Here is a 14249-nt window from a genome sequence, read left to right as displayed (position 1 = left end):
AAGTGAGACTGTGTTCGCGCCAATAGGTTGCCAGGCCGGTACAATGAGCGCATTTGATCTTGCAAGGGGCCGCTTCGCGCCCCATCGCCGGCAAGCCAGCTCCCACAGGGACCGAGGCCGCCTTGTGGGAACCGGCTTCCCGGCGATGGGGCGCGAAGCGGCCCTGATATGAAGGATGTGCATGTCTTCACTGTCCACCGCCTGGCGCAACCGCCCCACCCACCACAAGGTCTGGGCCCTGGCCGCGCCGATGATCCTGTCCAACATCTCGGTGCCGCTGGTGGCGCTGGTCGACAGCACGGTGATCGGCCACCTGCCCCATGCCCATCAGTTGGGCGCGGTGGCCGTCGGCGCCACGCTGTTCACCTTCATGGTCGGCCTGCTGGGCTTCCTGCGAATGGGCTCCACCGGCTTCGCCGCCCAGGCCGCCGGCCGCGCCGACGGCGCCGCGCTGCGCCAGGTGCTGGTGCAGGGGTTGCTGCTGGCGCTGGCTTTCGCCGTGCTGATCGGCCTGTTGGCCCTGCCCTTCAGCCAGCTGGCGCTGCAGGCGATGCAGCCCAGCGAGGCGCTGCATGCCTCGACCGAAGCCTTCTTCCACACCCGCCTGCTCGGCCTGCCGGCAGCACTGGCCAGCTATGCCCTGGTCGGCTGGTTCCTCGGCACCCAGAACGCCCGGGCGCCGCTGGCGATCCTGCTGACCACCAACCTGCTCAACATCGCCCTGAACCTGTGGTTCGTGCTTGGCCTTGACTGGGGGGTGGTCGGCTCGGCGCGGGCCTCGGTGATCGCCGAATGGAGCGCCGCCCTGCTCGGCCTGGCCCTCACCCGCCCGGCCTTGCGCGCCTACCCCGGGCAGGTCGTCTGGGCCGCGTTGAAACGCTGGCAGAGCTGGCGGCCGCTGCTGGCGGTCAACCGCGACATCTTCCTGCGCAGCCTGGCGCTGCAACTGGTGTTCCTGCTGCTCACCGTGCAGGGTGCGCGCCTGGGCGAGGCGACGGTGGCGGCCAATGCCCTGCTGCTCAATGGCCTGATGCTCACCGCCTATGCCCTCGATGGCCTGGCCCATGCGGTCGAGGCCCTGTGCGGCCATGCCATCGGCGCCCGTGACCGCAGTGCCCTGAACCAGGCACTGGTGGTGGCCTGCGGCTGGTCACTGATCGTCAGCCTGGTGTTCGCCGTGCTGTTTTTGCTGGGCGGGCACCTGTTCATCGACCTGCAAACCGACATCGCCAGCGTGCGCGACGCGGCATATCCCTACCTGCCTTACCTGGCGGTGCTGCCATTGGTAGCCGTGTGGAGCTACCTGCTCGACGGCCTGTTCATCGGCGCGACGCGGGCCCGCGAGATGCGCAATGCGATGCTGCTGTCGGTGGCAGTTGCGCTGCCCCTGGCGCTTGCCATGCGCGGGTTCGGCAACCATGGGCTGTGGTGGGCGTTCCTCGGCTTCATGGTGCTGCGGGCAGTAACGCTGGGGTGGCTGGGGTGGCGTTTGCAGCAGCGCGACCGCTGGATTCGCTGAGAGCGGCGCCGCTTTGCAGCACGGCGTCACGAAACCAGGAGAAAGCCCTCACCTGCCCCCTTGCCTGCGCCCGGCCTGATTCCCCACAATCGCGCCCATGCCGCACCATGACAGGGAATTCGCCGTGCCATCCATCTACCAGCTCAAACCCCGCTTCCAGGCGCTGCTGCGCCCTTCGGTGCAGCGCCTGTACGACCGTGGCGTCACCGCCAACCAAGTCACAGTCGCCGCCGCCGCGGTCTCCATCCTCCTTGGCTTGCTGCTCGCCTGGCAGCACCAGGTCTCCTGGCTGTTCATCCTGATACCGCTGTGGATGCTGCTGCGCATGGCGCTGAACGCGGTCGACGGCATGCTCGCCCGCGAGTTCGGCCAGCAGTCCAGGCTCGGCGCCTACCTCAATGAACTGTGCGACGTGATCGCCGACACCGCGCTGTACCTGCCGTTTGCCCTGTTGCCGGGCGTTTCGCCGACACTGGTGGTGCTGGTGGTGGTGTTCGCCGTGATCAGCGAATACGCCGGGGTAATGGGCCCGCTGGCCGGCGCGTCACGCCGCTACGACGGGCCGATGGGCAAGAGCGACCGGGCCTTCGCCTTCGGCGTGCTGGGCATCGGCGTGGCATTCGGGCTGCTGGCCGCGAGCTGGATCAATGGCCTGCTGCTGGTGATCCTGCTGCTCTCGCTCTATACCCTGTACAACCGGGTTCGCCACGGCCTGGCCGAAACCCGCTGAGCCCCTCGCTGCCGGACAAGGATATTCGCCATGCGCCAAGCGCAATCGCTGCATTTCTGCACCCATGACGGCGTCGAGCTGCACTATCGCCACTGGCCCGCCACGCGCAACGAGCATCAACCACGCCGCGCCGTGGTAATGTTCCACCGCGGCCACGAGCACGGCGGGCGCATGGCCCACCTGGCCGACGAACTGAACATGCCCGGTTATGATTTCTTCGCCTGGGACGCCCGTGGTCATGGCCAATCGCCGGGCGCTCGCGGCGACAGTCCGGGCTTCGCCACCAGCGTGCGCGACGTGCAGACCTTCATCGAGCATCTTCAGGCCCGGCACGGCATCGCCGAGGCGGACATGGTAGTGCTGGCGCAAAGCGTCGGCGCGGTACTGATCGCCACCTGGGCCCACGACTATGCGCCCAGGGTGCGCTGCCTGGTGCTCGCCTCGCCGGCGTTCAAGGTCAAGCTCTACGTGCCCTTCGCCCGCCCCGGGCTGAAGCTGCTCAAGGCCCTGCGCGGCAACTTCTTCGTCAACAGCTACGTCAAGCCGCGCCTGTTGACCCATGACCCGGAGCGGGTCATGTCGTATGTCGCCGACCCGCTGATCAGCCGGCCCATTTCGGTCACCATGCTGCTGGGCCTGTATGACGCCGCCGACCGCGTGGTGGCCGACGCCCAGGCGATCCAGGTGCCGACGCAACTGCTGATCTCCGGCGCGGACCTGGTGGTCGAGCGCAAGCCGCAGGAGCAGTTCTTCGATCGCCTGGGCAGCGCACGCAAGGAAAAGCACATCCTGCCCGGCTTCTTCCACGATACCCTCGGCGAGCGCGACCGCGCCCACGCCCTGGCGCGGATCGAGCGTTTCATAGCGCACTGCTTCGACGCGCCGCCGCTGCGGCCGGCGTTGCTCGACGCCGACCGCAGCGGCGCCAGCTGCGCCGAGGCCGAGAGCCTGGCTGCGCCGTTGCCACGCCATTCGCCACGCGACCTCTACTGGCGCGCCACCCGTGCCGGCCTGCGGCTGGGCAAAGGCCTTTCCGAGGGGGTGAAACTGGGCTTCGACACCGGCTTCGACTCCGGCTCCACCCTCGACTACGTCTACCGCAATACGCCGACCGGCAAAGGCCGGTTGGGCGAGCTGGTCGACCGGAACTACCTGGACGCCATCGGCTGGCGCGGTATCCGCCAGCGCAAGCTGAACGTCGAGGAGCTGTTGCGCCTGGCCATCGCCCAGCTGCGCGAGCAACAGCGCCCGGTCCACATCGTCGATATCGCCGCCGGCCATGGCCGCTATATCCTCGAGGCCTTGCAAGGCCTGCAGCAACTGCCCGACTCGATCCTGCTGCGCGACTACAGCGAGCTGAACGTGCAACAGGGCAACGCACTGATCAGCGAAAAAGGCCTCGCCGAGATCGCCCGCTTCGTCCAGGGTGATGCCTTCGATCGGCAAAGCCTGGCCAGCCTCACCCCACGCCCCACCCTCGCGGTGGTCTCGGGCCTCTACGAGCTGTTCGCCAGCAACGAGCTGGTCGGCAATTCCCTGGCGGGCCTGGCCGATGCCGTCGAGGACGGCGGCTACCTGGTCTACACCGGCCAGCCCTGGCATCCGCAGTTGGAGATGATCGCCCGCGCCCTGACCAGCCACCGCGGCGGCCAGGCCTGGGTGATGCGCCGACGCAGCCAGGCGGAGATGGATCAGTTGGTCGAGGCCGCGGGGTTTCGCAAGATCACCCAGCGCATCGATGAATGGGGCATCTTCAGTGTCAGCCTGGCGCAGCGGGTGCGTTGATGGCCCGTGAAGCAGGGCTGATCCGCCGCGGCGTGCTCTGGCTGCTGTTGCTCGGGCCGTTGTTTTTCCTCAGCTACGGCCTGGCCAACACCTACACGGCCGGACGCGACGATATCGGCAGCCTGGTGTTCGCCTGGGAACGGCACATGCCGCTGTGGCCGTGGACGATCATCCCGTACTGGTCGATCGACCTGCTGTACGGGTTGTCGTTCCTGCTGCCGCGTACACGTCGCGAGATGGACCGACATGCCCTGGCATTGCTCACGGCACAGGTGATCTGCGTGGCCTGCTTCCTGCTCTGGCCGCTGCGCTTCACCTTCGAGCGCCCCGAGCTGTCGGGGTTGTTCGGCTGGCTGTTCGATGTGCTGATGGGCTTCGACAAGCCCTACAACCAGGCGCCTTCGCTGCATATCGCGCTGTTGGTGATCATCTGGACGATGTTCGCCCGCCATACGCGGCATCCAGCCTGGCGCTGGCTGGTGCACGGCTGGATGGGGCTGATCGGGCTGTCGGTCCTGGGCACCTGGCAGCATCACTTCATCGATGTACCGACCGGGGCGTTGGCCGGGTTCGTCTGCCTGTGGCTGTGGCCGCAACAAGGGCCGCTGCCCTGGCAGCAGGCGTGCCTGGCACGCGATCCCAAACGCTGGCGGCTGGCGTTGCGTTATGGACTGGGCGCGCTGCTGCTGGCCGTGCTCGGCTTCAAGCTGGGGCACACCGCCTTGTGGCTGCTCTGGCCTGGGTTTTCACTGCTGTTGGTAGCGTTGAACTATGCGCTGTTCGGGCCGCAAGGTTTCCAGAAAGGCAGCGATGGCCGGCTGTCGGTCGCGGCGACGGCATTGCTGGCGCCTTACCTGATTGGGGCCTGGATCAATTCAAGGCTGTGGACCTGGCGCCACCCGCAGGCGGATGAGGTGTGCGAGGGGGTGTACCTCGGGCGTGTGCCGGGCGTGGCTGACGCGGTGCAGTTCCCGGCGGTGATCGACCTCAGCGCGGAGCTGGCCTGCAGGGTCCTCATCGCGGGGCAAGCGCGCTCCCACGAGCAGACGTCACAGGCTTCGCAGTCCTACCTGAATCTGCCGTCACTGGACCTGGTCGCCCCTGACACGCAGACCTTGCAGCAAGCTGCCGAGGCTATCGAACACCTGCGCCGGCACGGCCCGGTACTGGTCTGCTGCGCACTCGGCTACTCACGCAGCGCCAGCGCGGTCGCCGCCTGGCTGGTGGTCAGCGGCCGCTGCAAGGCAATCGCGCATGCCGAAACACTGATCCGCCAGGCGCGCCCCGGCGTGGTATTGCATCCAGCCCACCGCCAGGCCCTGCAGCCGTTGGAGACCCGGCCATGAACCTGCTCGTCGTCGCCAGCCTGCTCGCCCGTGGTCGCCAACTGGAGCGCTGGTCGGACGGCATCACCTTGCTGGCCCTGGCCTGCAGCCTGGCGCCCATGCTGGGCGCGCCGTTGCCAGCGCTGCCCCGGGTGTTCTGCGCAGCGTTGCTGGCGCTTGGCCTGGCACACAAGTACTGGGCCATACGCGTTGCCCTGGATGCCGAGCTGTTCGCCCGGCTCGCCACCCGCGACGACCTGCCCGCCGATACCCTGGCCCTGGACCGCGCCCTGTTCGAACTGCGCCTGAAACCGACCGCCGACGATCCACGCGGCTGGCCTGCACGCAGCGAGGCCGCCCTGGCCCTGCTGCGCCGTCAGGCCTTGTGCCTGGCCGCGCAGGTGCTGCTCGCTGTCACCCTCCCCTTCACCGGATAACCCCGATGCTCGCCAGCCTGACTGCCTTCGTCATCACCTCCGCCGCCCGCCTGATCACCGGTGCCCGCGCCCTGTGGCTGGGCTGCACGCCGCAACCGGTGCAGCGCCTGTACTTCGCCAACCACAGCAGCCACGGCGACTTCGTGCTGCTCTGGGCCGCGCTGCCCGAGCCGCTGCGCCGCCGCACCCGGCCAGTGGCCGGCGCCGACTACTGGTGCAAGCCGGGTATCCGCGATTTCCTGATTCGCCAGGTGTTCAACGGCGTACTGATCGATCGCCAGCAGGCCGGCGAGGGCAACCCGCTGCAACCGGTGCTCGACGCCTTCGCCCAGGGTGACTCGCTGATCTTCTTCCCGGAAGGCACGCGCAACCTCACCGACGACCCGCTGCTGTCTTTCAAGAGCGGCCTGTTCCACCTGGCCTCGGCCAACCCGCAGGTGGAGCTGGTGCCGGTGTGGATCGCCAACCTCAACCGGGTCATGCCCAAAGGACGCGCCCTACCCCTGCCGCTGCTGTGCACCCTGAGTTTCGGCGAGCCGCTGCACCTGCAGCCGGACGAAGCCAAGCACGCCTTTCTCGAGCGGGCCCGCCAGGCCCTGCTGAACCTGGCCCCGAAGGAAGCCTGAGATGGATCAGAACACCCTGTCGCTGTTCGCCGGTATCGGCGCCCTGCTGCTGCTCGCCAGCCTCGTCGGCCGCCTGCTCAAGTGGCGTGCCGGCCCCGCGCCGCATGCGGTGATCGACAACCTCAACGCGCGCATCAATGCCTGGTGGGTGATGGTGCTGGTGATCGGCATCGCCTTCCTGTTCGGCAAGTACGGCGTCATCGTGCTGTTCTACGGCGTCTCGTTCTACGCCCTGCGCGAGTTCATGACCCTCACCCCGACCCGACGCAGCGACTACCCCGCCCTGGTGGCGGCGTTCTACGTGGCGTTGCCGGTGCAGTACCTGCTGATCGCCATGGACTGGTACGGCCTGTTCAGCATCTTCATCCCGGTGTACCTGTTCCTGCTGCTGCCGATCCTCGCCAGCTTCGGCGGCGACACCACGCGCTTCCTCGAGCGCGCCTCGAAGGTGCAGTGGGGCCTGATGATCGCGGTGTACTGCGTGTCCTCGGTGCCGGCGCTGATGACCCTGGACATCCCCGGCTACGAAGGCCGCAACCTGCTGCTGATCGCCTGGCTGATCCTGGTGGTGCAGATCAGCGACGTACTGCAGTACGTCTGCGGCAAGCTGTTCGGCAAACGCAAAGTGGCGCCCAACCTGTCGCCGTCGAAGACCGTCGAAGGCCTGGCCGGCGGCGTGGCCTTGGCTACCCTGGTCGGCGCCCTGCTGTGCTGGATCACCCCGTTTACCTTCTGGCAGGCGGCGCTGATGGCGCTGACGGTCAATGCCATGGGCTTCTTCGGCGGGCTGGTGATGTCGGCGATCAAGCGCGACCGTGGAGTGAAGGACTGGGGCCACATGATCGAAGGCCACGGCGGCATGCTCGACCGCATGGACTCGGTGTGCTTCGCCGCGCCGGTGTTCTTCCACTTCGTGCGTTACTGGTGGGCGTGAGGTACTGGGGTTTGGCGAAAGCCTTGCAGTGTCGGTGAGATCGAGCGCCGCCCGCGCGGCGCATCGCGGATGAATCCGCTCCTACATCTGTTGCAACGTGGCCATGCCTGATTGGCCACGGTTGTAAGCCTTGTGCGCTCGACGCGATTTTTCGGTGGGCATTGCCGCCGCTCCACCTATCTCAAGCCCTGCGCCAAGGCTGGCAACCATGGCCTGACAGGTTCGGTACGTTGCAACAAATGTAGGAGCGGATTCATCCGCGATGCGCCGCGCGGGCGGCGCTCGATCTCATAGGCGCTGCAAGGCATCCGGCAAACACCTGAGCATAGCGCGCTCTGACAGCTGGACGTCGAGCCCAGGCAACTGCCCGTACGTCGATGGCCCTATGGTGACGCGTCATCTCACCTGTTACCTGGAGCCACGCCATGTCCGATTTCATCACCGTCCTGCGCGAAACCTGCCCGACCCCGGTGGTCGACGCGACCAAATGGAAGCGCATCGGCGGCGACCCGCACACCGTCAACCTCAATGCCTACCTGTCCGCCGACGGCAGCAAGATCATGGGCACCTGGATCTGCACGCCGGGCAAGTTCGAGGTCAACTACGAGAAGTGGGAGTTCTGCCATTTCCTCGATGGCTACTGCATCGTCACCCCGGAAGGCGAGGAGCCGAAGCATCTGAAGGCGGGGGATGTGTTCGTGATCGAGCCGGGGATGAAAGGGACCTGGGAAGTGGTCGAGACGGTGCGCAAGTACTTCGTGTTTGCCTGATCGTTCGGCAAAAACGCACATCCTGTGGGAGCCGGCTTGCCGGGCAAAGCCGGTGCCCAAAACCGCGCTGCCTGCATCGCTGGCAAGCCAGCTCCCACAGGGGCTTCATTGCCTGGAAGATCGCGGGCAAAAAAAAAATCGCGAATCGCATGCCCCTCCCCCAAGGTGCGCAGTTACAAGGGGGAAGGCCATGCGATCCGCGATCAAGTCCACTCGCGGGTCAATCCTTCTTGCGGTACCCCTCGACGATCGCCGAGAAATCCTTGCCACCCTCGCCGCGCAGGCTCATGGCCTGGTACAGCTGCTGGGCCACGGCCCCCAGGATCACCGGCTGGTGCGCCTGGCGCGCGGCCTCGGTGGCCAGCCCCAGGTCCTTGAGCATCAGTTCGGCGCCGAAGCCGCCGGTATAACCCCGTGAAGCCGGGGCAGTCTCGATGATGCCGGGCCACGGGTTGTAGGTGTCCGAACTCCAGCAACGTCCGGTCGAGCTGTTGATGATCCCGGCCAGCACCTTGGTGTCGATGCCCAACGCATTGCCCAGGGCCATGGCCTCGGACACGCCGATCATCGAGATACCCAGCAGCAGGTTGTTGCAGATCTTGGCGATCTGCCCGGTGCCGACTTCGCCGCAATGCACGATATTGCGGCCCATCTGCTCCAGCACCGGTTTGAGCGTGGCGAACAGCTCGGCGCTGGCGCCGACCATGAAGGTCAGGGTGCCGGCCGCCGCGCCACCGGTGCCGCCGGAGACCGGCGCATCACCCATGTCGATGCCCTTGGCCGCTGCGGCCTTGGAGACCTCACGGGCGGTCTGCGGATCGATGGTGCTGCAGTCCACGGTCGGAGTGCCGGGGCGAATGCCGGCCAGCACGCCGGTTTCTTCGTCCAGGTACACGCCACGCACATGAGCGGCGGCCGGCAGCATGGTGATCACCAGCTCGCTGTTGGCGGCGGCGTCCTTGGGCGAGGTGCTGACCTGCCCGCCCAGCTCGGCGAGTTCGGCCAGCACGGTCTTGTTCAGGTCGAACAGGTTGAGCTGGTGCCCGGCCTTGATCAGGTTGCGGGCCATGGGCGCGCCCATGTTGCCCAGGCCAATGAATGCGATACGCATGACGAGCTCCTTAGCGCAGGCTGATGGTGGTGTTCACACCGTCATTGACGCTGTCATCGTCGAACCAGCGGGCGGTGACGGTCTTGGTCTGAGTGTAGAACTGCACCACCTGCTTGCCGTACGGGCCGAGGTCGCCGAGCTTGGAACCGCGGGAACCTGTGAAGCTGAAGAACGGCACCGGTACCGGGATCGGGATGTTGATGCCGACCTGGCCGATGTCGATCTCGCTCTGGAACTTGCGCGCCGCCGCGCCGCTCTGGGTGAACAGACCGGTGCCGTTGCCGAACGGGTTGGCGTTGACCAGGGCGATGGCCTCGTCGAGGGTGTCGACCTCCAGGGTCACCAGCACCGGGCCGAAGATTTCCTGGGTGTAGACCTGCATGTCGGTCTTCACCCCGGAAAACAGGGTCGGGCCGACGAAGTTGCCTTGCTCGTATCCCGGCACCTTGACGTCGCGGCCGTCGAGCTCGAGCTTGGCGCCTTCCTTGATGCCGCTCTCGATCAGGCCCAGCACGCGCTCCTTGGCGCGCTTGGAGACCACCGGGCCGACATCGGTGCCCGGCTCGTTGCCGGCGTTGACCTTGAGCTTGCTCGCCGCTTCCTTGATATCCGGCAGCCATTCGCGGGCCTTGCCCACCAGCACCGCCACCGAGGTGGCCATGCAGCGCTGGCCGGCTGCGCCGAAGGCGGCGCCGACCAGGGCGTTGATGGTCTGGGTACGGTTGGCGTCGGGCAGCACCACGGCGTGGTTCTTGGCGCCCATCATCGACTGCACGCGCTTGCCGTGCTGGCTGCCCAGGTTGTAGACGTGGGTGCCGACCTCGGTCGAGCCAACGAACGAGATCGCCTTGATATCCGGGTGGGTGCAGATGCCATCGACCACTTGCTTGCCGCCATGCACCACGTTGAGCACGCCGGCCGGCACGCCAGCCTCCAGCGCCAGCTCGACCAGCATCATGGTCGACAGCGGGTCCTGCTCGGACGGTTTGAGCACGAAGGTGTTGCCGCAGACGATGGCCATCGGGAACATCCACAGCGGGATCATCGCCGGGAAGTTGAACGGGGTGATGCCGGCGCACACGCCGATCGGCTGGCGCAGGGTATAGGTATCGACGCCGCCGGCGACGTTTTCGGCGAACTCACCCATCTGCAGGGTGCCGATGGAGGCGGCGTGCTCGACCACTTCCAGGCCGCGGAAGATATCGCCCTCGGCGTCGGCAATGGTCTTGCCCTGTTCGGCGCTGAGGGTCACGGCGATGCGCTTGCTGTGTTCGCGGATCAGTGCCTGCAGCTTGAGCATGATGCGCATGCGCGCGCCGATCGGAGTGTCGCGCCAGGTCTTGAAGGCACGCTCGGCAGCGGCCACCGCGGCGTTCACTTCCTCGACGGTGGCGAACGGCACCCGCGCCAGCACTTGCTGGGTCGCCGGGTTGACGATGTCACGCCATTCGGTGGTCTTCGACTCGACCCATTGGCCGTCGATCAGCAGCTTGACCTGCTCGACCTTGGTCTGGTCGGGCGTCTGGGGTGCGTTCATCTGCGCTCTCCTAGGAATTATTGTCGGAACGAGGACGCCTACGCCGGAGCGAACACGGGGTGGCGCTTAGGGGCTGAGTTCGAGTATAGATGTGCAAACATCCAACAAGAATGCACAAAAAAACCGGATCATCATGCAAAAAGACCTCACCTCCCTGAGCGCGCTGAACTGGGACGACCTCAAGTTCTTTCTTGAGGTAGCGCGCACCCGCAAGGCCAGCAGTGCGGCCAAGCGCCTGGCCGTGGACTACACCACGGTGTCGCGGCGCATCGGTTCACTGGAAGGGGCGCTGGGCACTTTGCTGTTCGAAAAATCGCGGACCAACGGCTTCGTCCTCACCGCCGAGGGCCAGCGTCTGCTGGGCTATGCCGAGTCGATCGAGAGCACCCTGCACATGGCTTGCGAGCAAGTCTCGGGCTCGGGCGTGGCATTGTCGGGGCATGTACGCATGGGCTGCACCGAAGGCTTTGGCAGCTTCTTCGTCACCCCGCAGCTGAGCCACTTCGTCGATGCCTGGCCGGCGATCTCGGTGGACATCCTGCCGCTGCCGCACTTCATCAGCCTGTCCAAGCGCGAAGCCGATATCGTCATCGCCCTGGAGCGCCCGGAACACGGCCCCTATGTGTGCTGCAAGCTGTGCGATTACCGCCTGCGCCTGTATGCCACCCAGGACTACCTGGATCGCCACGAGCCGATTCGCGAGATCGCCGACCTGGGGCGCCACCCGTTCATCAGCTACGTGGACGACCTGGCCTTCAGCTCGGAGCTGCTGTACCTGGCCAACCTGATCCCCAACGCCAACGCGCACCTGCGCAGCACCAGCGTGATCGCCCAGTACACAGCAGCGTTGCAGGGGCGTGGGCTGGCGATCCTGCCGTGCTTCCTGGCGGCGCAGGATCCACGCCTGGTGACGGTGCTGCCGGAGCAGATCGAGGTGACGCGGCAGTTCTGGATGTACTGCCGGGAGGACCTGCGCAAGTTGAAGCGGATCACCCTGCTGTGGGATTACATCCGTGAGGTGACCGAGGCCAATGCGCCGTTGTTGATGGGGGAGACGCGGGAGATGAAGTTCGCTCGGGATTGAGGGTAGGCATCATCGCGGGGCTTGCCCCGCGATGTCGGTATCACTCCGACCCCACCACGATCGACACGCGGCGATTCTCCATGCGCCCTGCGGCGGTACGGTTGTCCGCCACCGGCTGGCTGCTGCCCATGCCGCGGGTCTGGATGTTCTGCGGCTGCATGCCGATGCCGGCCAAAGCCTTGGCCACGCTCTGCGCGCGGCGCTCGGACAACTGCTGGTTGTAGGCGGCCTTGCCCGAGGCGTCGGCGTGGCCGTCGATGCGCACGCGCTGGATATCCACCGACAGCAATGCCTTGCCGATGCGCTCGACGATCGACTCGCTCTGGCTGTTAAGGCTGTCCAGGTCGCTGCCGAACAGCACCTTGCCGGACAGGTCGAACGCCCAGCCGTCATCGGTCGGGGCGAAGCCCTCGCGCTTGAGCACGGCGACCTGCTCGGGTGTCAGCCCCTTGGGCGGCACGCTCTGGCAGCCGGCCAGGGCGAACAGCGCCAGCAGCAGGGTGAATAACGGGAAACGCAGTAGGGAAAAACGCTTGGTCACGGTTCAGCTCCTGTTCTTTGCATCGTTGGCACAGCGTTCCGTCTGTGCCACTTGCCAATGGCCGCGGCGATTGCGCTTGGCCTGGTACATCGCCGCATCGGCGGCATTGAGCAGACTGGCCGGGTCGCGGCCGTCGTCCGGGTAATAGGCGATGCCGACACTCAGCGAGGTGGTCAGACTGGTACCATCCTCCAGCTGCACCGGCAGCTTCATGCTGGCGACGATTTTCTCGGCGATGCGCTTGGCATCCTCACGCGAGTGCAGCGGCGTCAGCAGCACGGCGAACTCGTCACCGCCCAGGCGCGCCACCAGGTCATGCTCGCGCAATTGCGCACGCACCCGGCTGGCCACGCTGATCAGCACTTCGTCACCCACCGCATGGCCGAGGCTGTCGTTGATCTGCTTGAAATGGTCGCTGTCGAGGAACAACAGGGCCAGGTGATCTTCAGTGCGTGCGGCGTTGCGCAGGCTGCGACTCAGCCGTCCTTCGAAGAAGGCACGGTTGGGCAGGCCGGTCAGGCTGTCGTGGCTCGCCTGGTGGGCGAGGGTTTCGTTCTCGCTTTGCAGGTGGCTCTGCCACACCTCCAGCTCATCGAGCAGGGCATTGAAGTCGTTGCCCAGCTCGTTGAGCTCGGCGATCTGGGTTTCCGGCACGCGGCGATCGAAACTGCGCTCGCGCCGCGCCGCATGGGCGACGCTGGCGAGGTTGCGCAGGGGCCGGATGATGTCGCCGAACAGGCGTCGTGACAGGTACAGCGCCAGCACCGCACTGAGCACCGTGCACACCAGGATCCCGACCAGGCCGCTGAGCAGGAAGCGCACCAGGCTGCCACCCTGCCCGGTCAACTCGATATGCCCGACGCGCTGGCCCATGTGTTGCACCGGCATGTTGATCGGCTCTTCCAGCAGGCTGCGCGCCACCTGAGTCTGCAACTGCGCCATCACGCCGGGCGTATCACGCTGCCAATGGGCGAGCAGTTCGCCGTCGTTGTCATAGACCTTGGCGTCGGCGACTTCCTCGGTGGAGGCGATCAATGCCAGCGCTTCGTTGGCCGCGGCACTGTCGTCGAACACCACGGCGGCCTCGACGGTGTAGTTGATGGAGCGAGCGATCAGGTGCAGGTTGTGATTGGCATAGACGCGCAACGCCGCCACGCCGAGCAGGGTCACCAGCACACCGGCCAGGCCCGCGGCGAGCAGCGCCACGCTCAGGTGACGACGGCTGAGCACGGCACGCAGGGTCGGCCGGCTGAAGCGCTTGGCTGAACGTTTCATGGCTGCCCTGCCCGCCGTCGCGACAACTGCAGCACGCTGGGGTGGATGCGCACACCGCTGCGCGCCACCGAGTCGAGGTTGACGTCGAACGCCACCTGCTGGTCGCTGACCCGCAGGCAGAACAGGCTACCCACGGTGCACGGATCATCGGCTTCGCTGATGCTCAGCAAAGGGTGGCCATTGACCCGCTGGAACAGTCGCTCACGTTCCAGCTTGTCGAGCTTGCCGATATAGATGGCATCGCAGGCATTGGCCACGCTCGGGTCGTCGGCCAGCAGACGGCGCACCTGCAGGGGTTGCCCGGAGTTCTGCACGTTGCCCTTGATCAGGTCGTCGGCGTACTCGGTAGGGCCGACCAGGCACAGGCGCAAGGGGTTGGGGTCGGCAGGCCAGCGTGCGTAGCTGAGGATCCCCAGTACCACCTGGGTTACGGCCTTGGCCCGTTGCTGCGCCTGCGCGTCCGACGCGGCAGTGCCCGCCCAGGCGGGAGCGCCGGTCGACAACAGCGTGGCCATCAGCAGCGAGAGCGCACAACCCGTCACTCGTCTCAAGACCGAGACAGCCACAGTCATGGG

14 protein-coding genes are annotated in these 14249 nt (G+C 66.4%); 9 read left to right on the top strand and 5 right to left on the bottom strand.

The window, feature by feature from the left end; all coding sequences use genetic code 11:
* The first annotated feature begins 181 nt into the window (after window positions 1–181).
* The 8 genes from ACZ9C1_RS22035 to ACZ9C1_RS22000 all read left to right on the top strand — a co-directional run bounded on the left by ACZ9C1_RS22035 (window position 182) and on the right by ACZ9C1_RS22000 (window position 8126).
* Complete coding sequence (locus ACZ9C1_RS22035) at window positions 182–1519, top strand: MATE family efflux transporter (protein WP_476254383.1); 1338 nt, start codon at window positions 182–184, stop codon at window positions 1517–1519.
* Window positions 1520–1643: 124 nt separating this feature from the next.
* Entirely contained in the window at window positions 1644–2249 is a 606-nt protein-coding gene (locus ACZ9C1_RS22030) for a CDP-alcohol phosphatidyltransferase family protein (RefSeq protein ID WP_277502743.1), read from the top strand.
* Between the two features lie 30 nt (window positions 2250–2279).
* Complete coding sequence (locus ACZ9C1_RS22025; protein ID WP_476254382.1) at window positions 2280–4034, top strand: bifunctional alpha/beta hydrolase/class I SAM-dependent methyltransferase; 1755 nt, start codon at window positions 2280–2282, stop codon at window positions 4032–4034.
* Entirely contained in the window at window positions 4034–5380 is a 1347-nt protein-coding gene (locus ACZ9C1_RS22020) for a phosphatase PAP2/dual specificity phosphatase family protein (RefSeq protein WP_476254381.1), read from the top strand. Before ACZ9C1_RS22025 ends, ACZ9C1_RS22020 begins: the two co-directional genes overlap by 1 nt.
* Window positions 5377–5796, top strand: a complete 420-nt coding sequence (locus tag ACZ9C1_RS22015) for a hypothetical protein (RefSeq protein WP_476254380.1) — start codon at window positions 5377–5379, stop codon at window positions 5794–5796. Before ACZ9C1_RS22020 ends, ACZ9C1_RS22015 begins: the two co-directional genes overlap by 4 nt.
* 5 nt (window positions 5797–5801) lie before the next feature.
* A complete protein-coding gene (locus ACZ9C1_RS22010) occupies window positions 5802–6422 on the top strand; it encodes a lysophospholipid acyltransferase family protein (protein WP_277502736.1) in 621 nt (206 codons plus the stop codon).
* Between the two features lies 1 nt (window position 6423).
* Window positions 6424–7356, top strand: coding sequence for a phosphatidate cytidylyltransferase (locus tag ACZ9C1_RS22005; RefSeq protein ID WP_102684564.1), 933 nt, complete (start codon window positions 6424–6426; stop codon window positions 7354–7356).
* A 425-nt stretch (window positions 7357–7781) separates the two neighbouring features.
* Window positions 7782–8126, top strand: a complete 345-nt coding sequence (locus ACZ9C1_RS22000; RefSeq protein WP_125465629.1) for a cupin domain-containing protein — start codon at window positions 7782–7784, stop codon at window positions 8124–8126.
* A 220-nt stretch (window positions 8127–8346) separates the two neighbouring features.
* Here ACZ9C1_RS22000 and mmsB read toward each other — a convergent pair whose 3' ends face one another.
* A complete protein-coding gene (gene mmsB / locus ACZ9C1_RS21995) occupies window positions 8347–9237 on the bottom strand; it encodes a 3-hydroxyisobutyrate dehydrogenase (RefSeq protein ID WP_028691313.1) in 891 nt (296 codons plus the stop codon).
* Between the two features lie 10 nt (window positions 9238–9247).
* The gene (locus tag ACZ9C1_RS21990) at window positions 9248–10774 is read right to left on the bottom strand and encodes a CoA-acylating methylmalonate-semialdehyde dehydrogenase (RefSeq protein ID WP_476254379.1); all 1527 of its coding nucleotides are present in this window, start codon (window positions 10772–10774) and stop codon (window positions 9248–9250) included.
* 133 nt (window positions 10775–10907) lie between these two features.
* On the opposite strand from ACZ9C1_RS21990, the gene ACZ9C1_RS21985 reads away from it, so the two are divergent.
* Window positions 10908–11858, top strand: a complete 951-nt coding sequence (locus ACZ9C1_RS21985) for a LysR family transcriptional regulator (protein WP_102684573.1) — start codon at window positions 10908–10910, stop codon at window positions 11856–11858.
* A 40-nt stretch (window positions 11859–11898) separates the two neighbouring features.
* Here the strand turns inward: ACZ9C1_RS21985 and yfiB are convergent, their stop codons facing one another.
* Genes yfiB through yfiR form a run of 3 tightly spaced genes read right to left on the bottom strand, consistent with a single transcriptional unit; the run spans window position 11899 to window position 14246 of the window.
* Entirely contained in the window at window positions 11899–12399 is a 501-nt protein-coding gene (gene yfiB / locus ACZ9C1_RS21980; protein WP_256591634.1) for an outer membrane lipoprotein YfiB, read from the bottom strand.
* Between the two features lie 3 nt (window positions 12400–12402).
* Window positions 12403–13674: a diguanylate cyclase DgcN/YfiN gene (gene dgcN, locus ACZ9C1_RS21975; protein WP_476254378.1), complete on the bottom strand. Its 1272-nt coding sequence runs from the start codon at window positions 13672–13674 to the stop codon at window positions 12403–12405.
* Window positions 13671–14246, bottom strand: coding sequence for a regulatory sequestration protein YfiR (gene yfiR, locus ACZ9C1_RS21970; RefSeq protein ID WP_031316726.1), 576 nt, complete (start codon window positions 14244–14246; stop codon window positions 13671–13673). The genes dgcN and yfiR overlap by 4 nt, the downstream gene beginning before the upstream one ends.
* Window positions 14247–14249: the final 3 nt, after the last annotated feature.

The organism is Pseudomonas sp. TE21435 (assembly GCF_056279265.1).
This window is presented reverse-complemented; position numbering and strand designations above follow the sequence as displayed.